The 24,641-nt window shown below is 43.2% G+C and carries 21 protein-coding genes; 6 read left to right on the forward strand and 15 right to left on the reverse strand.

Annotated features, from left to right (window positions below; all coding sequences use genetic code 11):
- Positions 1-50 precede the first annotated feature (50 nt).
- The 10 genes from K1M91_RS02415 to K1M91_RS02460 all read right to left on the reverse strand — a co-directional run bounded on the left by K1M91_RS02415 (position 51) and on the right by K1M91_RS02460 (position 11,818).
- Entirely contained in the window at positions 51-1,268 is a 1,218-nt protein-coding gene (locus tag K1M91_RS02415) for a type II secretion system F family protein (protein ID WP_232799961.1), read from the reverse strand.
- Positions 1,269-1,287: 19 nt separating this feature from the next.
- Positions 1,288-3,018 carry a GspE/PulE family protein gene (locus K1M91_RS02420; protein ID WP_232799962.1) on the reverse strand — a complete coding sequence of 577 codons (1,731 nt, stop codon included), beginning with the start codon at positions 3,016-3,018 and terminating at the stop codon, positions 1,288-1,290.
- A gap of 34 nt (positions 3,019-3,052) precedes the next feature.
- Positions 3,053-4,585, reverse strand: coding sequence for a tetratricopeptide repeat protein (locus tag K1M91_RS02425; RefSeq protein WP_232799963.1), 1,533 nt, complete (start codon positions 4,583-4,585; stop codon positions 3,053-3,055).
- On the reverse strand, positions 4,582-5,487 hold the full coding sequence (locus K1M91_RS02430; RefSeq protein WP_232799964.1) for an AAA family ATPase: 906 nt from the start codon (positions 5,485-5,487) through the stop codon (positions 4,582-4,584). Before K1M91_RS02430 ends, K1M91_RS02425 begins: the two co-directional genes overlap by 4 nt.
- A 1-nt stretch (position 5,488) precedes the next feature.
- Positions 5,489-7,174 carry a pilus (MSHA type) biogenesis protein MshL gene (mshL, locus tag K1M91_RS02435; protein WP_232799965.1) on the reverse strand — a complete coding sequence of 562 codons (1,686 nt, stop codon included), beginning with the start codon at positions 7,172-7,174 and terminating at the stop codon, positions 5,489-5,491.
- A 30-nt stretch (positions 7,175-7,204) separates the two neighbouring features.
- Entirely contained in the window at positions 7,205-7,525 is a 321-nt protein-coding gene (locus K1M91_RS02440) for an MSHA biogenesis protein MshK (RefSeq protein ID WP_232799966.1), read from the reverse strand.
- The gene (locus tag K1M91_RS02445) at positions 7,518-8,177 is read right to left on the reverse strand and encodes an MSHA biogenesis protein MshJ (protein WP_232799967.1); all 660 of its coding nucleotides are present in this window, start codon (positions 8,175-8,177) and stop codon (positions 7,518-7,520) included. Before K1M91_RS02445 ends, K1M91_RS02440 begins: the two co-directional genes overlap by 8 nt.
- Positions 8,174-8,776, reverse strand: a complete 603-nt coding sequence (locus tag K1M91_RS02450) for a PilN domain-containing protein (protein WP_232799968.1) — start codon at positions 8,774-8,776, stop codon at positions 8,174-8,176. The genes K1M91_RS02445 and K1M91_RS02450 overlap by 4 nt, the downstream gene beginning before the upstream one ends.
- Entirely contained in the window at positions 8,773-9,678 is a 906-nt protein-coding gene (locus K1M91_RS02455) for a hypothetical protein (RefSeq protein WP_232799969.1), read from the reverse strand. The genes K1M91_RS02450 and K1M91_RS02455 overlap by 4 nt, the downstream gene beginning before the upstream one ends.
- Positions 9,679-9,910: 232 nt before the next feature.
- Positions 9,911-11,818, reverse strand: a complete 1,908-nt coding sequence (locus K1M91_RS02460) for an EAL domain-containing protein (protein ID WP_232799970.1) — start codon at positions 11,816-11,818, stop codon at positions 9,911-9,913.
- A gap of 857 nt (positions 11,819-12,675) precedes the next feature.
- On the opposite strand from K1M91_RS02460, the gene K1M91_RS02465 reads away from it, so the two are divergent.
- Together K1M91_RS02465 and K1M91_RS02470 are read left to right on the forward strand one after the other, a co-directional pair.
- Positions 12,676-12,864 carry a hypothetical protein gene (locus tag K1M91_RS02465; RefSeq protein ID WP_232799971.1) on the forward strand — a complete coding sequence of 63 codons (189 nt, stop codon included), beginning with the start codon at positions 12,676-12,678 and terminating at the stop codon, positions 12,862-12,864.
- Positions 12,865-12,931: 67 nt separating this feature from the next.
- Entirely contained in the window at positions 12,932-13,249 is a 318-nt protein-coding gene (locus K1M91_RS02470; RefSeq protein WP_232799972.1) for a hypothetical protein, read from the forward strand.
- On the opposite strand, the gene K1M91_RS02475 is transcribed toward K1M91_RS02470, so the two are convergent.
- The 4 genes from K1M91_RS02475 to K1M91_RS02490 all read right to left on the reverse strand — a co-directional run bounded on the left by K1M91_RS02475 (position 13,241) and on the right by K1M91_RS02490 (position 17,819).
- On the reverse strand, positions 13,241-15,313 hold the full coding sequence (locus K1M91_RS02475) for a S9 family peptidase (protein ID WP_348983257.1): 2,073 nt from the start codon (positions 15,311-15,313) through the stop codon (positions 13,241-13,243). The genes K1M91_RS02470 and K1M91_RS02475 overlap by 9 nt on opposite strands.
- A gap of 88 nt (positions 15,314-15,401) precedes the next feature.
- Entirely contained in the window at positions 15,402-15,716 is a 315-nt protein-coding gene (locus K1M91_RS02480; RefSeq protein ID WP_232799973.1) for a YdbL family protein, read from the reverse strand.
- Between the two features lie 10 nt (positions 15,717-15,726).
- Entirely contained in the window at positions 15,727-15,912 is a 186-nt protein-coding gene (locus tag K1M91_RS02485) for a YnbE family lipoprotein (protein WP_232799974.1), read from the reverse strand.
- A complete protein-coding gene (locus tag K1M91_RS02490; protein ID WP_232799975.1) occupies positions 15,909-17,819 on the reverse strand; it encodes a YdbH domain-containing protein in 1,911 nt (636 codons plus the stop codon). The genes K1M91_RS02485 and K1M91_RS02490 overlap by 4 nt, the downstream gene beginning before the upstream one ends.
- Before the next feature lie 168 nt (positions 17,820-17,987).
- On the opposite strand from K1M91_RS02490, the gene K1M91_RS02495 reads away from it, so the two are divergent.
- From K1M91_RS02495 to K1M91_RS02510, 4 genes are all read left to right on the forward strand, one after another.
- Complete coding sequence (locus tag K1M91_RS02495) at positions 17,988-18,581, forward strand: hypothetical protein (RefSeq protein ID WP_232799976.1); 594 nt, start codon at positions 17,988-17,990, stop codon at positions 18,579-18,581.
- Positions 18,582-18,592: 11 nt separating this feature from the next.
- A complete protein-coding gene (locus tag K1M91_RS02500; RefSeq protein ID WP_232799977.1) occupies positions 18,593-19,681 on the forward strand; it encodes a rhomboid family intramembrane serine protease in 1,089 nt (362 codons plus the stop codon).
- Positions 19,682-19,846: 165 nt separating this feature from the next.
- Positions 19,847-21,682 carry a methyl-accepting chemotaxis protein gene (locus tag K1M91_RS02505; protein WP_232799978.1) on the forward strand — a complete coding sequence of 612 codons (1,836 nt, stop codon included), beginning with the start codon at positions 19,847-19,849 and terminating at the stop codon, positions 21,680-21,682.
- A gap of 106 nt (positions 21,683-21,788) precedes the next feature.
- Positions 21,789-23,624, forward strand: coding sequence for a methyl-accepting chemotaxis protein (locus K1M91_RS02510; RefSeq protein WP_232799979.1), 1,836 nt, complete (start codon positions 21,789-21,791; stop codon positions 23,622-23,624).
- 4 nt (positions 23,625-23,628) lie between these two features.
- Here K1M91_RS02510 and K1M91_RS02515 read toward each other — a convergent pair whose 3' ends face one another.
- Positions 23,629-24,591, reverse strand: coding sequence for a KpsF/GutQ family sugar-phosphate isomerase (locus K1M91_RS02515; RefSeq protein ID WP_232799980.1), 963 nt, complete (start codon positions 24,589-24,591; stop codon positions 23,629-23,631).
- Positions 24,592-24,641: the final 50 nt, after the last annotated feature.

A 24,641-nucleotide genomic window follows, 5' to 3' on the forward strand; every position in this document is an offset into this window, starting at 1 on the left:
GGTTAACGATCCTATTAACCAAGCCCAAATATTAAGCAACTCGACAGATCTTACCCTCCTTTAAATGCGCGCATCATGTCCCACATAGGAGTAAAGATACCGAGAGCTAGAATTAAAACCATACCCGCAACTATCGCAATTAATATTGGCTCAATTTTGGCGGTTAGGCTTTTTAAGTCATAATCCACTTCACGCTCATAAAACTCTGCAGCTTCTTGTAACAGCTCATCCACTTGGCCTGTTTCTTCACCAACAGCAATCATTTGCAGCACCAATGGCGTAAACAACCCACTGGCGTTTGAGGTGCGCAGCAGACTTTCACCGCGCTCAATACCTGCCCGCATGCCCAGCACCTGCTGTTCCATATAAGCATTATCGGTTGCCTTCGCCACATAACTGAGCGCGGAATTTAGGGGGACGCCAGCTGTCAGCATCATCGAGAAGCTACGTGCGTAACGTGCCAATAGGGTTCGGTTAATAATGTCGCCAACAATCGGCAAACGTAGCTTATAGCGGTCCCACACTAAGCGTCCTTTAGTAGTGTTATACCAAGCTTTAATGGCAAAATACGTGGCGATAATCGCCATTAGCATATAAGGCCAATAGTTAACGAAAAATGCCGATGTCCCCATTAAGACTCGCGTAGACCAAGGCAACTCCACACCAAATTTACCGAACATACCGGCAAAAGTCGGGATCACAAATATATTCAAAATAACCATGGCTGCAGCCAGTGCCATCAGCACAAAACTGGGATAACGCATTGCCGCTTTAACGCGTTTTTGCGTTTCTTGTTCCAATTCCATGTATTGCGATAATTGTAAAAAAGCCTTATCTAATTGGCCTGTGTTCTCGCCCACATTGACAATAGAGAGAAACAACGAGTTAAACACCTTGGGATGGGCTTGCATGGCCACCGACATCGGCCGACCATTACGCATTTGTTCAGACACATCCTGCAACGTGCGCCGCAACAGTTTACTGTGGGTAGAGTCCGCCAAACCATTAATAGCACGAATAATTGGAATGCCAGCCTTGGTTAGCGAGTACATTTGCCGGGTAAAAATCACCATTTGATCCATCGGGATCGAACGCTCTAGCCATAAGCTTAAATCAAAGTCTGACTCTGCTTTTGCCGCCTTTATGGTTAGCGGCATCACACCACGGCGCAATAAAATATCAGCAGCGGTGGTTTCATCGTTGGCTTCAAGTCGCCCAGTGATCGGGCTGCCTTGGGCATCACGTCCTTTATATTCAAAAGTGGCCATGGCTATTTACCCATTTTCATCATTCACCGTCCTGCCAGAGATCCACTTGCTCCACTAAACGCAGCACCTCATCTAACGACGTAATACCTTGAATAGCATAATCTAATGCCGAAAAAGCCAAGGGACGATAATGCGCACTTTGTTTAGCGGCTTGAGAAAACGCTTCCGGATCATCACGCCTTAATGCTTCCATCATCGGCTCATCTAGTTCGAGCATTTCGAACACCCCTAAACGCCCTTTGTAACCCGTGTAGTTACAGTTCTGGCAACCTGTTCCTTGGTATAACTGCACTTCTGCTAGCGACTGCTGGGAAAGGTTTTCTAACCAAACCCGCTCACGGGTTTCTGTGTCATGAGGCTTTTTACAGTTGAGGCACAATTTTCTAATCAATCGCTGCGCGACAATGGCGCGCAGAGAGCTTGCCACCAAATAGCCCGGTGCTCCCATATCAATTAAACGTAGCGCACTGGTAATGGCATCATTGGTATGTAAAGTAGATAACACTAAGTGACCAGTTAATGCGCCCCGCAACCCTATTTCCACCGTTTCATGGTCGCGCATCTCCCCCACCAACAGAATGTCAGGATCTTGTCGTAAGGTAGTGCGCAACACGTTGGAAAAGTCTAAACCAATCTTAGAGTTAACTTGAACTTGGTTGATCCGTGGTAAACGATATTCCACTGGATCTTCGACCGTGATGATCTTTTTACCCGGCTCATTAAGCTCAGACAAAGCGCCATATAAAGTCGTCGTTTTACCGCTCCCCGTTGGCCCGGTAACTAAAATCATGCCATGAGGACGTTGTAATTGACGACGAAACCGAGGCAATAATTCAGCCGGCATCCCGGTTTCCTCGAGGGATAAGATACCTGCACTTTGGTCCAGTAAACGCATCACCACCGATTCACCAAACTGCACTGGCATGGTGGATACCCGCACATCGATGCTGTGGCCGCGAATCGACATATTAAAGCGACCATCTTGCGGTAAACGCTTTTCGGAGATATCCATGCCCGCCATCAGTTTTAGCCGCAGCACTAACGCACTAACAATACTGACTTCATTTAATACGCTTTCTTGTAGCACGCCGTCTACCCGCTGACGAATACGCAGCAACTTTTCTTCAGGCTCAATATGCACATCCGACGCGCCAACTTGTACCGCATCTTCAAACAAAGACTGCAGCAGTTTAACCACGGTGGCTTCAGAGCCATCTCCGTCTAACCCTGACAAACCAATATCGAGTTCAAGCTTATCTTCGCCATGCTCTTCTTGCAGTTTTTCGGCAAAGGAGGCGATCTCTTTGGTGCGGCGATATAAACGGTCGAATGACTCTATTAATTGCGATTCACGAGCAACAGCTAGCTTGACATCACGGTTAGCAAGTAAGCCCATAATCGTGTCTAGGGCGCGTAAATCTGCTGGGTCAGACATCGCTACCGTGACACTTTTACCATCATCATGTACCACTAAAGCACGTAAACGGCGCGCATGCACTTCAGGTAATAAAGCCACCACCTGACTGTCGATTCGCAGTTGGTTTATATCAATCAGCGGAATCCCCAGTTGGCGCGATAAAAACTCCAACATATCGTCTTCGCTGATAGAGCCGAGGCTTTGTAAGGTTGCGCCTAATTTACGGCCACTTTTACGTTGCTCAGCTAAAGCTTGCATCAGTTGCTCTTCGGTAATGATGCCATCTTCAACTAATAAATCACCTAAACGCTTTTTTAACTTGGGTTGTGCCATATTTGATGCAACTCCTTGACTCGACTATGCCCGATTACTGTAAAAACTCGATACGAGTTCGCACATAATCCATGGAGGCCAAAGATAGCCCACCGATTAACTCTGCCTGCTGATAACTGCGCAAGGCGTCTGTAGAATAGCCTAGTTTTTCCTGACTGATACCCAAACCAAGCCACCATTTAGCTTGTTTTGGCTGCTGCTTTGCTAAAGCAAGATACGCCGTCAACGCTTTTTCATCTTGATTTAATTGCTGCGCTAATGCCGCCTTGGTGGCATAAAAATCTTGATTACTTTTCACATCCGGCTTAATTCCATCTAATGCCTGAAAAGCTTGCTGGCGCTGTTGTGACGCTAAATAGATTCGTGCTTGCATCAGGCGAAAGTCTGCATTATTTGGCGATATTTTCACGCCCTGATTAAGCAATGCCATGGCTTTTTCACTATTACCACGGCCATAGATAATAGACACAAGATCTTTGCGCACCTGTTGATTTGCAGGGGCGATAGCCAGCGCTTTTTCCAGCCTGACTTGCGCTCCAGCCAAATCACCTTTACTTTTTGCAGTGCTTGCTTGTTTTCGGTACAGCGAAATTAATTCTTCATCGCTGAGCTGAGATTGAGTGATAGTTAATGAGCTAGGTCCCGCCGGAGTAGGTTTGACCACTTCTTTAGCAATCGACCTCTCCATAGGCTCCGCAGCCGCCTTATCCGGTTGCGGTTTCACCACTGGTGCGACATTGATAATTTCTATCGCTTGGTTTTCTGTTGCTTTCGCAGCGAGCTCATTATTATTCGATGGGACAAGCGCTGGCGATACGACTGGCTGTTGCTCCTTAGTCACTGCAAGTTCACTGGAAGGTGTAGTTTGCCCAGCAAGCATTGGCTTTGCGGCAGAAGAAGGAGCTGGTGTTATAAAAACTGTTTCTACCGGAAAGGTTTCCACCTGACTTGCCTCGGTTTGAGCAGTCTCGGACCCATTAGATATAACTTGAACTTTCTCTTCTAACGAATCAACAAGCGCTTGTTGCTGCTCACTTTGTACCGCTATGGCCGGCTTATTCTTACCACTAGGCTCTGCACTCACCAAAGCATCTTCAGAGAGCGCTAATTCAGATAAAAATACCACTTGGGTATCGAGCACCTTGATTCTGGCATCATTACTTTTGACCGAAATGGCTTGGACAAGCGGTTTTGTTTCACTGTTTTCAACCGAGGCAAGTTTTTCAACATCTGCGCGGGACTCATTACCCACTCTTTGATCGTCGTTTTTTGCTGTCGCAGCCACTGTTGGTTGCAGAGGTTGCGAAACGGGCGATGCGACAACTGCTACTTCATGCTGAACTAACGCCGCCTCAGTAGCCTGAGAAGTTACACGAGGCGAGGAAAACCAGGCAAACGCGGCGGTAATGGTAAGACCAAATAACACCACAAGCCCCAGCCCTTTTAGTGTGCTGTGACGACTAAACCAAGGGGCTGACGTTAACACTGGACTCACGTTATTATGCTCAGAATGCTCGCCACTCTGACGCTTGGCCAAGTCCCGTTTCATTTGGTTTATCACGCTCATACCGCGCCCCTCAACCAACTAAAAATCACATAACATTCAAAGAGCACTAGAGGGATCAAGAAATACAGCCACTTTGGCCAAACGGGATACTGACTGACATTATCCGTGTCTGCGATGGCACTTTGTACGCTAGCTATCGAGATCAAGGGATCACCTTTACCATAACTAACAATCAAGGCTTTATGACATAATATATTGAGCAGACGGGGAATACCGCGACTAGCCCGCCAGATTAACTTAACCGTTTTAGCATTAAAAAGCGGCTCACCTTGATAACCAGACATCTTCAAACGGTGTTGAATATACAATTTAGCTTCAGCGAAGGTTAATGGCCGCAGCTGATAACTGAATACCACGCGCTGTTGTAACTGTCTTAACTTACTTTGCCTAAGACGCATATCCAGCTCAGGCTGACCAAACAGCACGACTTGAATAAGCTTATCTTTTTCCGTTTCTATATTGGTAAATAAACGAATCGCTTCTAGCGTTTCATCAGGCAGGGCTTGAGCTTCATCAATAAACACCACCAACTTTTTCCCCTGCTCATTCAATCTCATTAAACTACGCTCAATGGCTTGAGTTAAGCTTGCTTGATTAACTTCGCTGTCTATTTTGATTTTTAAGCATGTGGCAATGGCGTGACGGATTTCATGAGCACTGACATAAGGGTTTGGCAAAAACAAACCGACATACTGTGGTGCTAGCTGATTCATCATCTTACGACATAATAAGGTTTTACCTGTGCCAACTTCACCTATTACCTTGATGATGCCTTCACCACCATCTAATGCCGCGACAAGAACCTCTAACGCCTCGGCGTGCGGCGTCAGCTCATAAAAATAATGAGTATCAGGGGTTAGCGTAAAAGGCAGCGCTGCTAAGCCGTAATGCTCCAAATACATATTATTCTACTGGGTACCATTTCTCTAACAAGGTAGAAGAGCGCTCTAACTCTTGCTGCCAAGTGCCATCCACCACAACCGTTGGCTTCAGTAAGATCACCAGCTCGGTTTTAAACGTTTGTTTGCTGCGATTAGTAAATAACTCTCCAACCCAAGGAATATCACCTAATAGTGGTGTTTTTGAAACCAAATCTTTGGTTAAGGTTTTCATTAAACCGCCAATCACGATGACGTCATTTGATTGCGCTTTAACGATGGTATCCGATTCTCGCACTTCGCTTTTTGCCACAGGAATAACTAAGCCATCCTCTGAACCAATGGTGGCATCACCAGCACTGGTGGAACGAAAGCTAATTTTCTTTTGTTGCTCTTCAATATCGATAATCGATGGATGCACATGCAATAACACCCCACCTTGTTCGTCAATTTGTGGCGTGACGTCCAATGAGATCCCAGAAAAAAACGGGGTTAACTCAACATTTGGTGTCGAGGTAGTCGCATTACCTGTCACTGTCGTGGTTGAAACATCCGTAACAAAGTACTCATCATTACCGACTTTAATAACGGCTTTTTGATTATTAATCGCGGTGATTCGTGGTTTAGACAACACATTCACATCGCCTTGGGTATCAAGCAAAGATACCACTGCACTAAAATCCCCGTTGCTAATAGTAAGAGCTCCGCCACCGCCAATGGTATTTCGAATCACGTTTTCAGCCACCTTAGAAACACTATCAAAGGCGAGATCCGTCGTGTTAGCATTGTTGGCAAAATCCCAAGTGATACCTTGTTGATAATTATCATCAAGCACAACTTCAATAATTTGCGTTTCTAAAATCACTTGACGATGCAAACGGCTTTCCGCTTTTTTAATAAAGTCCCCCACCATTTTAAGCTCATCAGGGTAAGCTCTTACGGTGACTAAGCCAGCCATCGGGTTTGTTACCACTTTTCGCCCTTCGCCACTACCAATTAAGCCAACTAAAGCCTCTTCCAAAGATTGCCAATAAGTGGTGTTCGTTCGAGTAATAATTTGTGTGCCATTGGTATTACCACTATTAGAACCACTTGAACTATTGGAGCCACCTAAGCTATCCGTTGAGCTGCTACCTGAGTCAAAATTATTTGAATCGTTATTACTGTTTTGATCCGCTAAGTGCCCAGTCGCAACAGTTGTCTTTGTCGCGCCGTCTCGATCCATCAGCAAATAGTTCATGGAAAAGGTTTCAACCCGCATCCCCGATGGGTAGATATGGTAAATGCGCCCTTTGCGCTGAATATCATAGCCGTACATATCTTTTGTTACCGATAGCACTTCATCCAAGGTCACATCTTTTAGATTCAAAGAGATATAACCTTCCACACCGGGGTGGATTGCCATACTAAAGGGGGTATCCTGCACTAATGAGCCAAAAAACTGGTTAGCTTCCACGTTATTAGCCGCCACCTGAAAGCGTTTTTCATACACCCGCTGTTGGCTAGCATTAAGGTCGGTTTCCGGAAGTAGCTCATTTAATACCGTATCGGGGATCGCTATCGGTTGCGGCGCTTTAGCTGCCACTTGTTGTTGCTGATTATTGTCAATGGATTGGTTAATGGCTTCCTTTTGATCTTTCGCGTCTAAAGTTGCGGTTGTTTTACAACCGGCTAAGGCCAATATACAGATCATTAATACGGCATTTTTCATTCTTCTTTCCCTGCAATAGCGCATCGTTTGCTATTTGATAAAGTCAGCATTGAACAGTGATAACTTGATGGTTTTACCATTACGCTTTAATAAGACGTGACTGGCTTGAATACTCAAGACCCGGTAGCCTGATACCATTTCACCAACCCGATAAGCCTGATTGTTAATGACCGCAGACTGATGATCTTGTTGATATAAAATACTTTGTAATTGAGGTAACACTTGCTCTGTTTGCAATGACGGCGCGACGACCAACTCCCCTTGCTTGGGCGCCGTTGGATCGACTAAATCTTCACCCCAAGCAAAACCTGACAAGCTAGCGATAAAGAACAAATATTTACCATTAACCACGTATAAAATCCTTATTGGTACTTAAGGTATAAATTTTCAATACAACTTGTGCATTGGGGTGCTGCTCCACTTGGTAATGAATGGATTGCCAATAGAACTTATCCGGCAACTGCTCCAATGCCGCTAAAAAATCTTTAATCGCAAAAAAGCTACCATTGAAAGTTAAGGTTAAGCCATGGCGAAACAAATTGATTTCTTGATTAAATTCACCATCCATAGGCAACAGAGGAACAGGGGCGATGGATTCAGCTCTCTCTAACGTTAACTTTTGGCTGTTACTTAATAATTGCTCTAACAACTGCGCCATTTTTTGCGCAGAAATAAGATCTAATGTGCCCGCTGCGAGCTGCTTATCCAATTCCGCCACTGCTTGCTTTAATATCTGCAGTTCTTTTTTTGCTGGGCCATCAGGATCTCGCGCTAACAAGATGTTGGCAATGTCAACTTCACCACGTAGCAGATCTATTTGTTGCTGATTTTGCTGATGCAGTTTTTCATTAGACAAACTAGATTGATAAATAGGAGCTAGCCAATAGGTGTAACAAGGGAAAACTAAAATAATAATCCCTGCGCTAAACATCATCAGCCGCTCGCGCATCGACAAGCTAATGACTTTCTCTTTTACTTGCGTCCATTGCGCCCCTAAACTCATGGTGACACCTCAGATTTTTTCGCCGCAGCAACTAACTCAAAAACCATCTCTTGTTGCTCATTGCGAACAACTTTTAACTCAGCGAATTCTTGCCCAGCTAAGGTTTGTGTACCCTTAAAACGACCAATCCAACGCGGCACCGCACTATTGCTGTAACTGATCCCCCCTAAGCTTATTTGTCCGTCTGCCACTTTAATTTCAGTAACACGAATATCGGGATCGTTAACTCGCGCCAAATCAGTTAACACACCTGCAAAACCAGCATTTTTAAAGGTTTCATTGCGCCCCACTGCGGCCAATAATTTTTGCTTAACACTGAGCTCAGCTTGCTGCTGTTGTAATAATTTTTGCAGTCTAGGTGATGACTTATGCTGCGCTAGCTTAGCTTGTAAAGCACTTAACTGAGTTTGCTGCAGGGTGAGATCCGCAGTGCTTTGCCGTGCTAGCGCTTGCATCTCTTGTAGACGATAGTTTAGCCATGTAGAGCTCAATAAGATAAGGAGTAAAATAAGCGCCCAGACTGACACCATTTGCGGCAAGGATAACCATACTCGTTGTGGTACAAATTCTTGTGTATAAAGATTAATCCTGGTCTTCATTCCGCCACCTCAACTGAGGTTAAATTCAGCTTTTCGACAAAAGGCAACGCCGCCATCGCAGGTAGCGCATCGCTTTGTTCAGGCGTATCAGGCATCTGTATCGCTATTACTTTTCGGCCTAAGGCTTCACCAATTTGTTCAGCAATTTCATTGGCATGGGGACTAGGCAAGGATAGTTTAATACGACTGACATCAGCTATTTTTAACTGCGCCACGACATAATCCAGCGAACGCTGTATTTCAAGACCTAAACCTTCCAGTAAAAAGGTATCCATCTGTTTGGTTTGTTGACAGAGGGACTGGAATCCCCGCAAATGCCGAGAAAAATATAACGCATTATCACGCACCACAGAAACCAGTACATCGTCGGCGCTATGTTGATAGATTAGCATTTGTGTTTCTGCTTTCGAGGTTAACAGATTCGCCAACGCCAACTCTACAATACCGATATGCTCTAAAGTCAGCCCCGCCATTGCAACGCTTTTTACTACTCGCTTGATCACCGACTTCTGGCTATAAATCACATTTAAGCGTTCAGCCATCATCGGCACTGAGGGCACTTGATAGTAGTCCAACACTAACTCATGGACAGGCTCAGATACTAATTCTTTTATGGCAAAGGGCAGTGACTGGTTTAATTCGTCATCAGCGACATTAGGGCGTTCTATTTGCAGTTGTTGATAGAAATGCTGAGATAGCACTGCATAAACTCGGCCTTTTTTGAGCTGATGTTTCGAGACTATTTCAGACAATGCTTGAGGCCAAAGCTCAGAAGAAGTGACAGGCTGGGTATGAAGCTGCTGCAAGCCTGACTTATTCATCACTACCACGGCGACCATATCAGGTCGAAAATATATCCCGATAGAATGACTTGTTTTAGTTTGCCACAGCTTTGTAAACATTTATAACTAACTACCTGTAATAAAGGTTATCTATATGCTAGATGAAAGCCCAATTAATGAAATTAAAAAGTCATTGATATACTTAAAAAATGTGATATCAATTCCATTCAGGCTAATCCTTTAACCTAGGGATAATTATCTTGTGACACACAAGGTGGCGTATTTAATGGCAACTGGTCTTATCTAAACAGCTAAAAACGATGGCCTACCAAAAGATACTGAACTGTCTATACTAAATCACTTGCTTAGGTGGTGCAAAATAGTAACCCTGCCCAGCATTAACGCCAATACGTTTTAAAAAATCCCATTCTGCAGCATTTTCCACTCCAACAGCAATCACTTCAACCTGACTGTCAGCGCAACCACCAATAAGACTCCTGATGGCGACCTGATTCATCGGACGAATATGGATATCTCGCACTAAACTTGGGTGTAACTTGAGAATATCTATGTCACAGTCCTTGATGTATTGCATGCTGATTACATCCTGCCCTGCATGATCGACCGCCAGTCGGCAACCCAGCCCTTTTAATGCACGTAGAGACGGCATTAAACGCGCTTGGTGCTTGGCAATATCCTCTTCGGGCAATTCGATGATTAGCTTATTTAAAAGCTGCTTCGGCAGTTGCATTAATTCATAACGTAACCACTGCTGAAAACTTGCTTCCGCCACAGTATTAGCACATAAGTTCAAACTCAAAGGTGAGCTAAGTTCACCACGCTGGCGCAATAAACCTAAGGTTTTTTCAGTCATCGCTCGGTCTATCTCGATGGTCATGCCAACTTTAGCCGCCATGGGTAAAAACTCACCCGCATTGACAATTTTACCTTTTTCATCACGCAACCTAGCCATCACTTCATGGCCTGATTCTCGACCATCCACAGCGCTATAAATAGGTTGTAAAAACAATAACATGCTGCGATTATCTAAAGTGTTTCGCAAAATAGAGCGCCAGCGAATACTGCCTTTAGCCATATCGGGAGCCGCTTGCGAGGGTTCAAACATATACCAACCACTGGCACCTTCTAACCGCGCCGCTCGAACGGCTTTATCAACGTCGTCCATCACTAAGGTTGATTTATTACCAATGAAATAGTTACTCACCCCTACATAATAAAAATCATTTGCTTCAATGATGCTGGGCAAATGAACTTTATTAAGCATTTTACAGAGCTGATTGGCAATATCTTGTGTTTCTTTCAAAGAGACCTGGGGAAACAATAAGGCAAATTGCGCCCCCGCATAACGGGCATAAAATGCACCATTAAAGCGTAAGCCAAATGTCTTTATCACGCCGGCCACTTCTATTAAGATATCATCACCTTGCAGCGCGCCTATGGTGTGGTTAATTTCCCCCAAGCCCGCTAACTCAACCAACATCACCGCCCCTGCCGCGAAACTATCATCACGCAGCGCGGCATCTAAACGGTTTTCAAACGCTAAACGATTGGCTAAGCCCGTTTTATCATCAACAAAAGCATTGGCACGAATATAAGTATCAAAGCGACTGCGCTCTTGCTTGGCATCATTTAGCTGCACTAATAAACTATCAATCACTTTAGCAGCACTACTTGGCCACTCTTCTAAATCTCGATGCGCATTTTTTTTGACTTGACCGAGAGCAATGAGACGCGCTCTTTTTTCCAATTTTTCTGCGCCAGAAAACTGCTGTTTAAGCCAACGAATACATACGATTATAGCGATAAATACAGTAATAAAAGCGATTAACAAACCTAAATAAGATTTATAGCCATAATCTAATAAACGAAATGGCTGCTGCACCCAAATGGCAACATAGAAGCGTGGATGCGCTTGCAGGTAATACTTATAAAACACGAATTCATCTTGCGACAACTTACTCACACTTTTAAATCGATAAACAATACCATCATCATTAGCGACCTCGACCTTAGAAATACCGTGGGCACGGAGTAGATTAGGTAACCAAGAGGCAAATTCAGGACTACCTTGACGCGATGCCAGCTGCTTGTCTATCACTTCGATCACTGCACCAATTTGGATTTCTTGCTGCTTATAAACCAGTTGCCGGAAACTAAAGGCTCCTCCAACTACAACACTGGCAGCTGAAGCGATAATGCACAAACAAATAAAGATGATATATCGATTGGTAAACTTCATACATCCCTGAATATCGCGCCCATCAAAGCGCGTTAATTAGCTATTTTTCCCACAGCTAATGTAACATGCAGCAGAGTTCGGACTATTCAGTTTTATATAAAAATGCGACACCGTAAGTCATTTCATTTATCCACAACGACGTAACACAATAATTTGATGGTTGACGATGAAAAAATCCGTAACGCAGACAAAGAAAAAGGGGCGATGCTGTCACATCACCCCCTTGTCTAATGGGTCACAGCATATCATCCGTGATAAAAACCCGCTCCATGCAATTCCTTGACCCTTACCCTTATCCCTAAGGTAATTGGTGTTAATTATTCCAAGTATCCAATCAAAAGCAGTATTTCACCACAAGCCATTAGACCCGCTATTCGCATTAACCATTCCGATAGCGTGAAACCCGAAATATCATTATAACGACTTAACTATACACCGGAACAAACATCAAAAAAATATAACAATTGCAATTAAACCACACCCCTTAACTTACATCTCACTTACATTTACGAAGGATCCTACTGATACTAAAGAGTTACCCGTTAAAATATGTAAAGAATCAATAATAAAGGAGCTTTACCTACAAAAATAACAGCCAATATCTCACAAACAAAACAAACAATATCCTCACCCTAGGTTATTAATTAATGACTTCATTGCTCAACTATAAAAGCTGCTTAACCAGTTGCATTTATTATTTTGCCCACACAATGCACATGTTATTTCGAGAGTTTATAGCACTAGTTTGCTAACTATCAGCTACCTTAGTCAGCTCGTTTTAACATCAAACGTCATTAAGCTGTCATCTCAGCGGCTCATAATCTTACCGCCTAAAGGTATTTATCACAGAGGAAACTATGGGATATCAACAGAATTCGAAATCATTAGAAGGCCAAAGACCACTATTAAACGCAATGCTTACCGGCCACTGTCACGCCAATATAATTTCTAATTTAGAGCCTAATGAGCGGGCCGCTAATTACTTTGATATTCACGCACATCAATTGCTCGATCCCATGGAAGTCATCATCTACTCAGACCATTAAGTGCACTTTCATCTTCAGTAAAAAATCGTTACTCTGATTAACTTGAATGATTAAGTTAAGGGTTTGCATGAAGTTTACTGTGTTAGATGTTGCCATGTTGGAATTCAAACTGAGTAATCAAGCTTTACGCCAGCAACTGCTGCAAGATTACTTATGCCATGCAAGCGGTGATTTAGAAGCTCTTGCGAGCGCTTATCAAAGCCAAAATAGTGCTGATATAAAGCAGCAATTAACTATCCTGCAAGGCACGGCTAGCTTAGTTTGCGCGAAACCATTAGAGCGCGCCCTCAGCGCATTCAAACAGCAACAAAATACACAAACTTGGTCTAATGTTGAGTCATTACAAGTTCGTCTCAACGAAGAAATTAGCGCTTACTTAGCTTAGGGGCTGTTGCTCAGCCAACCAAAGCAAAAAAGCATATTCCCTAGCGGTATCATAGTATTGCTTAAAGCGCCCCGACTTCCCGCCATGTCCCGCGTCTAAATCCGTATGCAGCAGTAGCAAGGTATCGCCTTGTTTATACTCTCTAAGTTTAGCCACCCACTTAGCAGGCTCCCAGTATTGCACTTGTGAGTCATGTAAACCTGTCACTACCAATAAATGTGGATAAACTTGAGCCTTTACTTGATCATATGGGCTATAAGATTTAATACGCTGATAATCTTGATACAAGTTTGGATTTCCCCATTCCTCATACTCCCCCGTCGTTAAAGGTAGGGACTCATCAAGCATTGTTGTCAGCACATCGACAAACGGCACTTGTGCAACCACACCATGGTAAAGCGTCGGGGCTAGATTAATCACTCCTCCCATCAGTAAACCACCCGCACTGCCACCCATAGCGTAAACTCGCTTTGGATCACCGAACCCTTGTTTAATTAACGCCTCAGTTACATCAATAAAGTCATAAAAACTATTATGCTTGTTGCCTAGCTTGCCGGATTCATACCATTGCCTGCCAAGCTCTTCACCACCACGCACATGGGCAATGGCATACACAAATCCCCGGTCGAGTAGTGACAACAGATCACTGCTAAACATAGCATCCTCTGATAAACCATAGGCGCCATAGCCATATACCAATAGCGGGTTATTGCCATGACGCTTAAATAAATGTCGCTTATAAACAAGTGAAACGGGTACCTTTACACCATCACGCGCAACTGCCCAGACACGCTCACTTTGGTAGTCCTGTGCGTTAAAATCGCCCATCACTTGCTGCTGCTTTAAGGTTTTTTGCTGACCACTAGTCAAGTCAACCTCTAGGGTGCTGGCTGGCGTGGTTAGGCTTGAATAACAAAACCTTAATAAGGAAGTATTGGGCTCAGGGTTAATAGCTAACCAAGCGGTGTAGGTAGGATCATTAAATTCAATACACTGATACTGTTGATGCTGCCAATGGCGATAGCGTAATTTCACCAAGCCATTGCAACGCTCTTCAATCACAATAAAATCATTAAATAATTCATAACCTTGCAATAACACATCAGACTTGTGCTCAACAATGACCGGCCACTGAGTAAAAGGTAATGAGATTACATGGTTAGACTGTTCCGGGGCTGCTATTAACGCAAAATTTTTGCCCAAAGCATTGGTTTTAACAAAGAACTGTCCAGCGAAGTGCTCTAACTCATATTCAATATTTTTCTCACGAGCGTTAAATAATTGCGGTTGGGCATCAATGTTATTGGCATCTAAGTAAAGCGCTTCACTGGTTGTACTGGCATAAGCACCAATAACGATCATCTGCTCAGAGCGTGTTTTATGTAAGCTAATATAGAAGCTGTCGTCAGCTTCTTCATAAACTAATTGGTCTAGTGAACTTGGCACACCAAGCTGATGACGATAAACCTGATAGGGTACTAAAGTAACAGGGTGCTTTTTTACGTAATAAAAATATCGGCTGTCATTACCCCAAACCACCTCGCCTGAAGTATCATCAACGCAATGTTCAGCTATCTGGCCAGTGGCTAAATCCTTGATCTTTATCTGGTACAAGCGGCGTCCCAAACAATCTTCAGAAAAAGCTAGCTGCTGCTGGTTAGGGCTCACCTTTGCCTCTGCTAAATCATAGTATTCAAACCCTTCAGCCTGTTCATTTAAATCAAGTAAGCACTCTTCTGGCGCACTCAAATGCTGTTTATTTCGCACTAACATTGGAAATTCACAATCAGGCTCAAAGCGTTGTTGATACCAATAGCCATTTTTAAAATAGGGCACGCTTTGATCGCTAGGCTTTAGCCTCGCGGTCATTTCTTGGTAAAGGGTTTGCTGCAACGCTGCTGTGGGGGCGAGTTGATGTTCGCAATACTGATTCTCAGCAGTTAAGTATTCAAGTACTTCTGGATCACTGCGCTGCTCGTCACGTAGCCAATAAAAATCATCACGACGCAGATCTTGATGATGCTTAATAGAAAATGGCTTCTTCATTGCTTTAGGTGGCCGCACAGATTTAATCCTTCATTAGTAAAAAACCGACTAGGTTACCCGAGTCGGTTTTATGGCTGTAAAATGGTTGAACGTCAAAAAAGAATGGTTATTTTTTCACCCACTGACCAGAGCCATTTAAAATATATTGTCCTGAAGGCGTTTTTTGCAGGGCTTTTTCACCCGCCAGTATTGCCACCTGATCGGTAGTCATACCATTTTTAGCAGCAATTTTTTTATAGGCATCAACGCGTTGGGCGTTAATGCTCGCCACTATCTTATTCACTTCTGGGGATGCTTGTACTGCACCAATCATGCCATCAGGGCGCTCGCCAATTAAACCTTGCTCTTTAGCTTGTTGCAAATCTAACGCCATCACATTAAAGCTTAGCGCGGTAAACAAAAGTAGTATCCACTTTTTCATCATTAACTCCTTAGAACAGCCCGCTATCATCACTGAAGATTTGCTCTAGATCTTTGTCCACCTTGACTCGGATTTCGTGATCTATTTTAACATTTAAATTCACCGTGATCGGCTTATCTGGTACAGCCACTTCCACTCGTGGAGTGCACGCTAATAAAATCACACTGAAGCACAAAGGTGCCAGTATCCTTATCATAAATATTTATCCTCAATTTTTCTTTCCAACTCATTGGAAAAGCGCAAACTGCGCAACAATTGTATCAGGTTTTCTTGGTGCGAATAATTAAACTCAATTGGCCGCGTTTTACTCACCTGAGGGCTAAGCCCTTTAATCAACACTTCAATGCCCATTTCGCCATCGGGTTTATAGTTAAGCTTACCCGCTAAATCAGAATAACGTAAATCCTGTAAAACCTTAAATATAAACTCAACACCTATGTTGGTTGCCGCGAGATTTTGTACCACATCAGAATCCGGTATCATGATTTGTCCACCAGGTGCACGAGCAAACACTTCCCCATTGTAAATATGAAAACCATCGGCTTCCTTATACAGCGGAATGTTGGCATCAATTAACCCCGTTGCACTGGCACCAGGTAATTGCCCGTAAGCGAGTAACCCTGATAACTGCACCCCTTTTACCTTCACATCAGTGCGGCCTATTGCGAGCGGCTTAAAGCGCTGTACCCTTAATTCACCGCCTAAGACAAACCCTTTAAAATCAATTATTTCAGGTTGATTGATATCAGCTTTAAAAGCTAAATCAATGGCGCTTAGTGGAACACCTATATCCAACAAATCGATACTTAAGTGGTTATTATCTTTGACCGATAAAAGTTTATTTCGTTCAATTTTATAGCCTTGCTCAACCTTGAGGATGGCATTTTCCAATATATAATCTTGCACTAAGCCCGATACATTGACCGCATTCAAAGAAAGGCCAAGTTGACCTGCTTGCTTACCAAAATGGTAATTTCCTGCCCCATTAAGCTCTATCGTGCCTGAGGTAAGCTGCGTTTTATCTAAAAACTTTAACCCTTGCCCAGCTTTATTAGCCTCAGCTAAGGTTAATTTACTCGGTAAAATTTGCCAATTTACCCGCTGCTTATCCAAACTAACTTGCGCACTAATAATTTGCTGCAAAGTTGAAAAATCAAACTTGGCCGATAGGTGATGAGTAAGGGGAATATAATTCAGCTCACTGGCCAACCTAAAATCAGGTAATTTGTGCTTGCGCCAGCGCGCTTTTTTGGCCGCCATTTCAAAGGTTAATTCTGCTTTTTTAAGAGACAGCTTGGCGGGTTTAGTTAATACCCATTCAACGTCACCAGCATTAAAATCACCTTGTTTGATTGCCCCCTTCACCTTAAACGCTGAAATAGATAACTGCTGGCGTGCTAGATCTAAATGGGCCTTAGCGACCACTAAGCCTTTTGATAGCTGCGGCTTAACGGTAACAAGAGAACTAAGCTCCATTGACAACTGGGTAAAACTATCCAGCTTGCCGCGTAAACTAAACTTAGGAGAGAGAGCAACATGAGTGGGTAAATTAAGTAAAGAAGCTTGCACCCCACCTGGCGATAACTCGCCATTAATAACAAATGCTTGGTTTTGCCTATTGATATTAAGCGCGAGCTGATCTTGCTTATTAACTAGTTTAACAGTGACCCCCGCCTCCGTTACTTGCCCTGTCAATCGCCAAGGGGACGCCAAAGGTTTGCCACCTTGGTACAGCGTAAGGGATTGTATCTCGACAGAGAGCAAAGGTAACTGCGCAACCCACTCAACCATATTCAATTGAGCTAAGGTTTGATTGAGTGTCGCTAGCACCTGTTCAGGTGTTTGTTTTTTGCTGGAATTAGGCTGGCTAGGACAATCTAGGTCCCAGCGGAGTAACTCAACTTTTAGTATTACTTCTCCTTCATCATTGCGTTCGAGCTCAACCCCTTGCAAAACATTTTTTGGGCACGCCTTATCAAGGCTGACCCGTGCTAACTCAACACTAGAATAGGATAACCAATTTAGATCTATGCTCCAGCCAAGAGATGGCTGCATAACCCAAGTACAACATGTCAGTAGCAATGACTTAATTATTCTATTCATCGTCTCAAGAAGCATGATAGGGAAAACAAACTAGATCAAAGCACATTATTTCAATGAATATCAAATAAATAAAAATCCTTAACCATAGGAGTAAGATTAACACTGACAAAAAACTAATTATTTTGTAAAATCGCCGACCATAGGAGCCTGCAGCTATGGAGTTAAAATATGCCTAAAACACTGCCAATTAAAACGGCGGTCAAAAAGCTCGATAACTCCGACTTAATAAAAACGGGTTTCTGGGTAGGCCAAGTGTTTATGCTGATAGCCACCATGCTGGGGGTTTATTTAGCCTCCCAAGAAGGGATGTCGCAGGCCATGACTTTCAATGACATTAATACCCTACAAGATAACTATCATTTGCGCCGCTCTCTGAGAGATGAGTTTAGCGATAACATAGATAAGCTAGATGAAACCATTGCTTTTTTACGTCAAGGGCACACTTATTTTGCCGAAAAGGATCAACCTAAATTTGACACTTACGTATGGCAGGCAATGCGCTTCTCTCCTCGCACCATGGAAACCCCTGCACCGATCCTGACGGGCGTAAGGCGTTTTCACAGCGAAGTAGATGACTTACTGATGCGTTTAGATAAAAAATTCCTCGATAGGTCCTTAATTACAGAGCGGCTCGAAGCCGTATCAAAACAAGCAAGAGAAGAAACCCTTGCTTACTTAGAAGCAGACTTAATAAATATCAAGCAAGTACTACTTAGCTACAACGTAGATGTTAATCAAGTACTTTCTTACCAAGCCAAATAACAAGGTTCACTATGCCTAATTCAACTTTTTATAAGCAGTGTCCTTGCTGCAAAAACCAGCCATTAAAGCAAACACAATACCAACATCAAGAAGTCGACGTGTGCACTGACTGTGGCGGGCTATGGTTTGAGGGTGGTGAGCTAGAAGCCTCTTATGCCGACCAGCAACAACAGCATAGCTTGAAAGGTAATATCGGGGATTATGTGGGTTGCAGTGACCGCTCATGCCCTGACTGTCAACACCCTTTGGAGACTTTCAAAATCATTGACAATTTTGATGTCGAGATCGATTTATGTACCCAATGCAACGGAGTTTGGATTGATAAAGATGAGCTCAAAGAGGTAGAGCGCACACCTCACCTAAGAAGTGCGATGATTGAATTAAATAAAACCAACAATTTTGCCAGTTACATTTTTCAATTTATTACCCAAATGCCTGTAGAGTACAATATCAAGCCACGTAACTTTCCTATTGTCACCGTGTCTCTTATTGTACTGAATTTATGCATTTTTTTCGTCACCCTCTCTGGCGTGATTGACGAAGAAACCCTTTCCAAATCCTTAGTCATGGATCCAATATACTTTGCCGATGCACCTTGGACGCTGATCAGCTATCAATTTCTTCATGGCAGCTGGCTGCATATTCTCGGCAACATGTACTTTCTCTATGTCATCGGTGACAACTTAGAAGACGCGCTGGGTAAAACCACTTACTTACTGCTGTATTTGTTCTTCGGCATAGTCGGGGGCCTCGCTTTTTATGCTATCCATTTAGGAGAAATGGCGCCTATGGTCGGTGCTAGTGGCGCGATTGCCGGCCTGTTCGGTGTTTATCTAATGTTATTTAAAAAAGCCAAATTAAGCTTTATGTTTATCGTATACCAAGCTAGGTTACCGGCTTGGGCTTATTTTTTAATTTGGCTTGGCATTAATGTTTATGGCTTTGTCGCCAGCTCAGAAGGCGTCGCTTGGTCTGCCCATATTGGCGGCTTCATCGCAGGTTTAATTGCTGGCAAAATATATTACTCAAAAGTAATGAAAAACAATCCAGTTATAGCCTTTATAAATGACAATGAAATCAATTTAGCAAGTAATAAATAACCCATCAATAAACAGCGCGCTCAACGAAGCAGCGCGAGTTAACAAGTTTAATCAAAAAACCACCAGCAGCCTGTTTTTTAGCAGGCTGTTCTAATATATTCATGCACTTAGTTTGCTCTAACCACGAGAGCAAAGAAATCTCATGTTGTTAGAAGGTTTCGGCTTATGAATATCAAACAAAAAATGCTCACCAATACACTCATCACCGGGTTAGGGTTATTAGCGTTATTGCTTTTACTGCTACAAGAATCAGCAATTTTAAAAGATTTAAGCATTCGCGTTAGTCAAGCCGAACAATTAACCAGCCATATATTAAGTTTACGCAAATATGAAAAAGATTTTTTAGCGCGAAAAGATTTAACGTATAAGGATAAGTTTGATCAAGAAGCACTGCAAACAATCAACACCTTAGAGCAACTACAAGCCTTCTATCAAAGCATCAACCAAAACAGCGCACAATTAGACCAGCTCAGCGAACAAGTAAAGCTATACCAGCAAGACTTTGATCAGCTTGTTATGCTCAACCAAACCCTAGGGCTTGACCATAAAAGCGGCCTTCATGGCAAATTACGAGACTCCGCTCATGAGCTAGAAAAGCACATTATCGAGCTTAATAATGATAAGCTACTAGCGGCATATTTAATGGTACGCCGCAGCGAGAAAGACTTTATCCAGCGTCATGATATGAAATATGCTGACACCCTAAATAAACAAGTTCAAGCGCTCCATTCCCAACTCCTCCCCGACGATGCTGCGGTATTATCGCGCTTTCAATCGCAATTTAATCAATACGTGACCACCTTGAATCAGTTTGGCTTAGATCACAGCCAAGGATTATTAGGGCAGATGCGCCAAACGATTAAGCAAACCGAAGATGTGCTGGTGGCGGTAGAGCTCAACCTGCATCAAATATTGGCACAACGCGTTGATGAAATAACACAGCAAGCGTTGTTCTTGTTCATTGCAATTATGATACTGGTAATTGGTATTGGGGCTTATATTAGTCGCTCAGTGCTTAACCCAATTAATAGCTTGGTTAATGTTATTCAAAACATACAACAAAGTAATAACTTAAGCCTAAGAGTGGAGCAGTCTGGTAAAGATGAATTAAGCCAACTAGGCAGAAGCTTTAACCTGATGCTGAGTAACTTTCAAAGTATCATTAAAGGCGTCAATACCGCAGTAAGCGAGCTATCAGAATCGTCGGAACAATTATCGGTTAATGCTAATAACAATAAAGCTCAAATCAGTAAGCAGCTTGAAGAAACCGATCAAGTCGCTACAGCCGTTACCGAAATGGGCTCAACCATAGAAGAGATTGCCAAGAATACCGAAATGGCCGCCCAAGTAGCGGAGCAAACCAATCGCAATGCCTTACTCGGTAAGCAAAGCGTTGAAGATACGATAAATAAGATTGAGCAATTATCCGCGGCACTTAATAGCTCTTCACAAGCTGTTTCTGTGCTTGCAGAAGAAAGCCAAACGATCGATCAAGTGCTAGACGTCATTAAAAGCATTGCAGAGCAAACGAATCTACTTGCCCTTAACGCTGCGATTGAAGCAGCAAGAGCAGGAGAGCAAGGCCGCGGCTTTGCTGTTGTCGCAGACGAAGTGCGTAATTTAGCCATGCGAACCCAAGATTCGACCCTTGAAATAAGCCAGATTATTGATTCATTGCAACAACGCACTCAAGGTATTGTTAATCTGATTAGCTCTTGTCACCAGCAAGGTAAAGATAGTTCCGATCAAGCCCAGCAAGCAGGCGAACTTCTGACTCAAATTACCAAAGATGTTAGCCACATATCAGATATGAGTACCCAAGTGGCCGCCGCGATTGAAGAGCAAAGCTTAGTATCAGCAGAAGTTAATCGGAATATCATCAATATTAAAGACAGTGCCGAGCACAATAGCGCCTCAGCTCTCAGCAGCGTTCACGCCAGTGATAAAGTGCTGGAGCAAGCAACAGTTTTGCATAACGCAGTGAAACAATTCAATTTGTAACTGAATTATTAAAATCAAAGTCAAGTCAATTTTATTGTCTTGACTCTTTCCCTCTCCAAAAACACAACTACAATTGAAGCAAGCCTGACAACGCAATAGGACTTGCATGTTAATTAAACACAAATTCATCGCCAATAGCTTAGTCATTACAGTAGGTTTATTTTTACTATTTTCACTGTTGATTATTAAAATTAGCGAGTTAGAAAAACTTTCTAAAACGGCTTTAGTAGCTGAGTCACTCAAAACCGACATGTTAATGTTACGTCGCCATGAGAAGGATTTCTTGGCGCGTAAAGATCTTAAATACCAACAAAAATTTAATGATAGTTTTGCAAATACCAGCGAACATCTGGCAGCAATACGCCAATTTTATCAAGAGACCAACTTACCCAGTACCGAAATAGACATAACCATTAAAGCCATGGAACAATATCAGGTGATGTTTAATCAGCTTGTTGAGTTACAAATTAGTGCGGGCTTAGACCATGAATCCGGCTTAAATGGTGCGCTGCGCGACAGTGCTCATGCTGCTGAACAGCTTTACAAAAATGTTAGTGACTTTGAGTCCTTGAGCAACTATCTGATGCTAAGACGCTTTGAAAAAGATTTCATGTTACGCCTCGATCTTAAGTACTTAGATCGATTTAATAAGCTGATCACTACCATGATTGAAGGTAATCAGGGTGAAGTAAAGCAAAGCCTGATCGATTATCACGCAAGGTTTAATAAATACGTTAAGCAAGAGCAGGCCATTGGCCTTAATTCTAACGAAGGGCTGTTAAGTAAATTAAGATCGACCATACATCAAACTGAAGATGCCCTCGATACCGTAGAACAGCAGATAAAAAGCATCATCACAGAATCGATTGATAATACCAAAAACCAAGCTATGTTAATTTTTGGTATTATCATCCTTGCAATTATTGCGTTTAGTATCGCTCTCTCTCGCAGTATTCTAGCCCCCCTAACCCGACTGTCCGATACCATGAGTGACATCAACCACAATAAGGACTTGAGCAAAAGAGCAAATATCACAGGCAGTGATGAAATTGCTAGTGTTGGGCAGAATTTTGATGAAATGCTCGCCACTTTTCAGGACCTAATTCAAGATGTTAACCACGCTGTGGATACTTTATCCAGTGCCGCTGAAGAGCTTTCCCTCAATGCATCAGAAACTCGCCAAGGCATAGCCAACCAACTACATGAAACAGACATGGTTGCAACAGCTGTCACCGAGATGGGTAGCACCATTGACGATATAGCAAGGAATACAGAAGCCGCAGCTCATCGCGCCGGCGATACGAATAATAATGCTATTAAGGGCCGCCAAAGTGTCGACCAAACCATAGATAAAATAAACAACTTGGCAAACAGCCTCACTCTTTCATCAAAAGCAGTAGAGGAGCTAGAACAAGAGAGTCAAACTATCGGCCAAGTATTAGAAGTAATACGCGGTATTGCCGAACAAACCAACCTGCTAGCATTGAATGCAGCGATTGAGGCCGCTCGCGCCGGCGAACAAGGGCGTGGTTTTGCCGTAGTCGCTGATGAAGTGCGCAGCTTAGCGCAACGTACGCAAAATTCGACTCAAGAAATCAGTAATATCATTTCTTCATTGCAAGGCAAAACAAGCAGCATTGTCGACCTGATTAAAAACTGTCATGGTCAAGGCCAAGAAAGTACCGAACAAGCAGAATTAGCGGGTGAGTTACTCGAGCAAATTACGCGCGACGTGACCAATATTTCTGAAACTAGCACACAAATTGCCGCTGCAATCGAGGAGCAAAGTACCGTTGCTGCTGAGGTCAACCGCAATATTGTCAATATTCGTGATATTGCAGAAACCTCGAATCAAGCTGCATCGCACACCTCACAAGCCAGTGAGGAAATACTTAATCAAGCGAACGTACTCACTCAGTCAGTTCGCCGATTTAAACTTTAAGCGCTTACTGACTCCACTCCAAAATGCCCGACACACGTTGTTGGGCATTGGTGACCACCAACCATTTAATGTGTTTTTCGCGCATTAACTCTTCCGCCTCTGCCAACATACATGTCTCATCAACTGTTCTTGGCGAGCGCGTCATCATATCTTGAGCAACACCCGATGTTACTTGATGCCCGGCCAATAAGTAACGACGCACATCACCATCTGTAATCACCCCTAATAGGGCATCATCTTGCATCACTAAAGCCAAACCGGTACGTGTTTGCGTCATCACCATTAACGCATCAGTGATCGGCGTATCTGCGCTAACCGTTGGCAACTGTTCGCTGCGCATCACATCTTTTACTCGGGTCAATAAACGTCGGCCCAAACTACCGCCGGGGTGATACTTAGCAAAATCCATCGGGCTAAATTGGGTTTCTAGCGCTAAGGTTGCGGCTAATGCATCACCAATTGCTAATGCGACCGTCGTTGACGTAGTAGGGGCTAAATTATTCGGGCAGGCTTCTTTCTCAATACTGGCATCTAAAACTAAATCGGCATTTTTAGCTAAGCTAGATTCTAAACCACCAGTAATAGCAATGATCTTATTACCGAAGTGTTTAAGTGAAGGGATTATTTTTAATACCTCATCAGTCTCACCGCTATATGATAGCAGCAGCAACACATCACCAGGCTGCACCATGCCTAAGTCACCATGAAAGGCTTCACCGGGATGCATAAAAAAAGCAGGCTGACCTAAAGAGGCAAAACTAGCCGCTATTTTTTTACCAATCAGGCCTGACTTGCCCATGCCACAAACAACAATTCGCCCTTGGCAATGCTTAAGCAAACGAATAGCATCAATATAACGCTGATCAGCGGTCTCAGCTAAGCGCTTTAATGCATCAGACTCCACTTGAAAAACTTCTCGAACGGCATGCATTAATGCATCATTTGACAAATATAACGGTTCAGACATCGGCTTAGCCTATAGTGACAAAATATGCTGCATTCTACTGAAAACAACAG

This window comes from Motilimonas sp. E26 (assembly GCF_021278025.1).
Lineage (GTDB): Bacteria > Pseudomonadota > Gammaproteobacteria > Enterobacterales > CBDFNC01 > Motilimonas.